At 71.8% G+C, this 3,206-nt stretch carries 4 protein-coding genes; 1 reads left to right on the forward strand and 3 read right to left on the reverse strand.

Going from position 1 to position 3,206, the window contains the following annotated elements:
- Positions 1-61 precede the first annotated feature (61 nt).
- Both I59_RS13730 and I59_RS13735 read right to left on the reverse strand, forming a co-directional pair.
- Positions 62-685 (reverse strand): phosphoribosylanthranilate isomerase, encoded by a 624-nt coding sequence (locus I59_RS13730; RefSeq protein ID WP_031273834.1) that lies wholly within the window; start codon positions 683-685, stop codon positions 62-64.
- Positions 686-785: 100 nt separating this feature from the next.
- The gene (locus I59_RS13735) at positions 786-1,838 is read right to left on the reverse strand and encodes a serine/threonine-protein kinase (protein ID WP_049976596.1); all 1,053 of its coding nucleotides are present in this window, start codon (positions 1,836-1,838) and stop codon (positions 786-788) included.
- A gap of 196 nt (positions 1,839-2,034) precedes the next feature.
- On the opposite strand from I59_RS13735, the gene I59_RS13740 reads away from it, so the two are divergent.
- Complete coding sequence (locus I59_RS13740) at positions 2,035-2,238, forward strand: DUF2945 domain-containing protein (protein WP_022904363.1); 204 nt, start codon at positions 2,035-2,037, stop codon at positions 2,236-2,238.
- 4 nt (positions 2,239-2,242) lie between these two features.
- Here the strand turns inward: I59_RS13740 and I59_RS13745 are convergent, their stop codons facing one another.
- The gene (locus I59_RS13745; protein ID WP_083882147.1) at positions 2,243-3,028 is read right to left on the reverse strand and encodes a DedA family protein; all 786 of its coding nucleotides are present in this window, start codon (positions 3,026-3,028) and stop codon (positions 2,243-2,245) included.
- Positions 3,029-3,206: the final 178 nt, after the last annotated feature.

Below are 3,206 nucleotides of genomic sequence, written 5' to 3' on the forward strand. Positions count from 1 at the left end.
TCCCGTCCGTCATCGGGTCGCGCCCAGTACACGAGCCCGCGACTCGGCGCGAGGCCCGTCGTCAGGGGATGCTGCGGACCGCCTCGACGAAGGCGCGGATCTTCGCCTCGTCCTTCACCCCGCGCTCGGACTCGACGCCGCTCGACACGTCGACACCGTCCGGATCGAGCGCCTCGACCGCGGCGACCACGTTCGCGGGCGTGAGTCCGCCCGCGAGGATCCAGGCCTCGTCGACCCCGGCCGCGATCGTCGCGGGGTCCACCAGCCGACCGCTCCCCGGCACCGCGGCGTCGAGCAGCAGCAGGTCGTGGTCGTACGCGGCGCGCTGCTCAGGGGTCTCGCGGAGGTAGTCCTCGGCGCTGACGGCCCGGATGGTGAAGAACCCGGCGTCGCGCGCCCGGGCGAAGTCGGAGGCCGCTTCGCCGCCGTGGAGCTGCAGCGTGGTGAGTCCGACCGCGGAGGCGATGCCGACGATCTCGTCGATCTGCTGGTCACGGAAGACCCCGACGGCGTCGACGCCCTCGGGCACGCGCTCGACCAGCTCCTTGGCGAGGTCAGCCGTCACCGTGCGGGGGCTGCCCGCCGCGAAGACGAACCCGACCGCGTCGGCACCGGCGTCCACGGCGGCGTCCACCGTCTCGGGGGTGGAGAGGCCGCAGATCTTGATCCAGCGCTGATCGGTCATGCCGTCCATCCTGCCAGGGAGCACCGGCCCGTTCCGCCGGGTCGGTGCAGCACGGCGCGGGCGGCGGCCGTCGGTACGGCGCCGGTGGGGGCCGGCCCGATCAGTGCGACGCGCCGACCACGTACGACGCGGCGCACGCTGCGATGACGGCGACCGTCGTGCACGACGCGATGAGGACGTTCCGCCGACGCCAGCGCTTCGTCGCCGAGAACGTGCCTCGCTTGGCGTGCCGGTGCGCCGCGCGGTGCAGCTTGTGCGCGTGCTTGTGGCGCTCGCGGTCCGGGCCGAGCGGCAACGGGCCGGTGATCTGCGTCGAGCCGCCGCGCAGGGCGTTCGCCACGGCCACCGCGGTCGGGCGGCGGGCGGGATCGCGGTGGGTCATCCGCTCGAGCAGGTCCCGCCACTCCGACGCGACGCCGTCCGGGACCTCGGGGTCACGACGCAGTCGCGCGAGCGCCGCCTCGATGAGGGTGCCGGAGTACTCCTGCTTGCCGGTCAGCGCCTCGAGCAGGACGAGTCCGAGCGAGTAGACGTCGGTCGCGAAGCCGATCGGCTCGCCGGCGACCTGCTCGGGGCTGAGGTACGCCGCCGTACCGATGATCGTGCCGTCGTTGGTCAGTCGGGAGCCGTCGACGAAGTGCGCGACGCCGAAGTCGGTGAGCTTGACCGTGCGTGCGAAGCCGGACGAGCCCTCGTCGCTGATGAGGATGTTCGCCGGCTTGACGTCACGGTGGACGATGCCCCGGGAGTGCACGTACGCGAGCGCGTCGGCGAGCTGGGCGCCGAGGTCGGCCACCTCGTAGTTGTGCAGCGGCCCCTCGGCGAGTCGGCGCAACAGGGTCGTGTCGGCGATGAGCTCCATCACGATGAACCGGTGCGGGCCGTCCTCGAACTCGTGGGTCCCGGCGTCGTAGAGCGGGATGAGCCCGGGGTGCGAGAGCATGCTCAGCAGCCGGATCTCGCGCTCCTGCCGGACGCGGTCGGCCGTCGTCATGGTGTCGGGCGTCGCGAACAGCTTGACCGCCACGAGCCGGTACGTGTGCTCGTCCCGGGCCTCGTACACGGTGCCCATGCCGCCGGTGCCGATGAGCCGGACCAGCCGGTACCGTCCGGCGAGGACGGTCTCCGCCCGGGGGCTGTCCAGCAGGGTCATGTGCACGTCGTTCTGTCGGGAGCCGGGAACGCGGCAGTTGCCGACATGGTGACTCACCGAGTACGGTACGCGCCCGCGAGGCGGACCGCGGCCCCGTTACGACATCGTGACACCCCGTACTTCCCTGTGATCACGCCGATGCGCCGGGTGTAGGCACTGCTGCAACGGATGAGCGTTCACGCGCAAGGAGGACACGATGGCGCTGTCGAAGGGCGACGAGGTGCACTGGAACACCTCGCAGGGCAAGACGACCGGCAAGCTGGTCGAGAAGAAGACCAAGGACTTCACGTTCGACGGTCAGGACTTCAAGCCGAAGGACGACGACCCCTACTGGATCGTCGAGTCGGAGAAGTCGGGCAGCAAGGCCGCCCACAAGGAGTCGTCGCTCACCAAGGCGTGACGGCTCAGTCGCCGGCCGGGGTGGCGCGGCGTCGTCCACGCCCACCCCGCCCGGCGCCCTCGACCCGCCCGGCACGCTCGACCCGCCCGGCACGCTCGACCCGCCCGGCGCCGTCGGGCTGCGTCGCGCGACCGGCCCGCTCGGCCCGGATCCGTCGGACCCGGCGCACCACGAACGTCACGACGACGACGACGATCGCGACGTAGAGCACGCGGTCGATCCACTCGGTGTACTGCTCGACCCGCTCGTACTGCGTCCCGAACGCGGCGCCGAGCAGGACCAGCGCGCCGTTCCAGATCCCGCTCGCGATGATCGTGAAGACCGAGAACGTGCCGAGGTGCATCCGGTCCGCTCCGGCGGGCAGTGAGATGAGGCTGCGCACGATCGGCACGAACCGGCCGAAGAACACCGCACTCCTGCCGTGCCGGTGGAACCAGTCGGCCGCCTTCCGGAAGTCGTCCTCGTCGACCAGCGGCAGCTTGCCGAGCAGGTGGACGGTCCGCTCGAACCCGATGACCGCGCCGAGCCAGTAGAGCACGAGCGCGCCGAGGTAGGAGCCCAACGTCGCGGCGACGAGCACGAGGACGAGGTTCATCTGCCCCGCGCCGGCGAGGAACCCGGCGAGCGGCAGGATCACCTCCGACGGGATCGGCGGGAACACCGTCTCGACGAAGAGCATCAGTGCGACGCCCCACTCCCCGAGCGCGTCGATGAGCTGCAGGACGAGCCCGGAGAGCCCGCCCATCTCGGGGTCGGCGGCCGCCACGGGGCGGGTCAGGGCAGTCGTCATGCTCCGATCATCCCTGAGCGCCCTGTCAGAGTCCGGCGCGCGACCTGGATGTCAACCGAGTCCCATGTGGGACGTCCGGACGTGCGTGAGCGACCGGGCGAGCGCGCCGCGGGCGACGGCGTCACGGCCGACGGTGGACGGTGTCACCGCGACGGGGTGCCGGAGCCGGGGCGACACG

This window comes from Curtobacterium sp. B8 (assembly GCF_000333315.1).
Lineage (GTDB): Bacteria > Actinomycetota > Actinomycetes > Actinomycetales > Microbacteriaceae > Curtobacterium > Curtobacterium luteum.